The organism is Mesorhizobium sp. M1E.F.Ca.ET.063.01.1.1, assembly GCF_003998155.1.
Classification (GTDB): domain Bacteria; phylum Pseudomonadota; class Alphaproteobacteria; order Rhizobiales; family Rhizobiaceae; genus Mesorhizobium.
Window position 1 is genome coordinate 1 of the sequence record NZ_RZSC01001162.1, and the last position, 1,239, is coordinate 1,239.

Below are 1,239 nucleotides of genomic sequence, written 5' to 3' on the forward strand. Positions count from 1 at the left end.
CGTGTCTTCGTCAGCCGTTCGGATAGTAGCCGCCGTCGGCACCGTCACCCACATAGGTGCCTTGCCCGGTGGCATTCTGAAGCCGCTGATCCAGGGCATTGATCTCCCCCAGCGCCGAACGGTCTCCGGAAGTCAGCGCGGTACGCTGGATGGTATCCGCCTGCTGCATCAGATCACGGGCCTGATCCTGCGTGATCTTGCCGGCTTGCCTTGCTTCCCGGATACCCTGCCTCACGTTCAGCAACTGATCCAACGCCGCTTTCGCTTTCGGATCCGCCGGCACCGATGCCGTGGTCATGGTGTCGACCCTGTGGTGACGGTGCACCGCATAGGCGCTCGAAAGCGGTATGGCCGCGAAGACCGATGCGACCGCGATGATTTTTGGCATGAAATAGCGCATGACGGCATCTCCCTATGATGGAGGGAGCGGTAAAGCCGCTTCCCCAAAACGGGCCGTCTGGTCGCGTCGTGTCGCGATGCAGCCACTCACCGCCGGCGGTTCTCGGCCCGGGGACGAGATATAGAGGCCACCCCGGAGTTGAAACGCAGGTGGCACGCAAACGTTATCCGATGTGATCGAGCGTTGAATGGTGGCTGCACATATGCTGGCTACCTGTCTGTTTCGGGCGAATATACCGGCGCCGCTCGTCAGGCCTGTGCTCCACGTTCCCCTTGAACTGCCTCAAGAAAAGATGGCTGCCGGTGGGCCATAGCTGTCGTCGTCTTTTCAGGATGCGCCCTTGCTTACTTTCCCCTTCTCCGAAGCGAATCCCATTCAATATCCCGGCCCTCCTCCGAAAAGTTCGGACGTGGTGATTGTCGGCGGCGGCATTATCGGCGTGACGACAGCTCTTTTTCTTGCGCGGCGGAACATCTCCGTGACGCTGGTGGAAAAGGGGCGGATCGCGGCCGAGCAGTCCTCCCGCAATTGGGGATGGATCCGCAAGCAGGGACGCGATGCGGATGAGCTGCCGATCGTGATCGAGGCATCCCGCCACTGGCGGCAGCTGGCCGAGGAATGCGGCGAAGACATCGGCCTCAACCAGACAGGCGTGACTTATCTTGCCAGCTCGGACCGCCAAATGGCCGGCTTCGAAGAATTCCTGAAGATCGCCGCCGTCCACAAGATCGATACCCGCCTTCTGAACGCGCGGGAAACCGCGGGTCTCATCAAAGGGATGTCACGCAGTTTCAAGGGCGCGATGACAACACCTTCCGACATGCGGGCCGAGCCTTGGG

At 61.0% G+C, this 1,239-nt stretch carries 2 protein-coding genes; one reads left to right on the forward strand and one right to left on the reverse strand.

Annotated features, from left to right (window positions below; translation table 11 throughout):
- Positions 1–10: 10 nt before the first annotated feature.
- Complete coding sequence (locus EOA29_RS36905) at positions 11–400, reverse strand: hypothetical protein (RefSeq protein WP_126093561.1); 390 nt, start codon at positions 398–400, stop codon at positions 11–13.
- A gap of 340 nt (positions 401–740) precedes the next feature.
- On the opposite strand from EOA29_RS36905, the gene EOA29_RS36910 reads away from it, so the two are divergent.
- The coding region (locus EOA29_RS36910) for an FAD-dependent oxidoreductase (protein WP_145970067.1) at positions 741–1,239 on the forward strand (499 nt) is incomplete at its 3' end.

Coding starts and splice junctions, on each gene's coding strand:
- EOA29_RS36905 (WP_126093561.1), bottom strand. CDS start 400: ATGCGCTATTTCATGCCAAAAATCATCGCGGTCGCATCGGTCTTCGCG.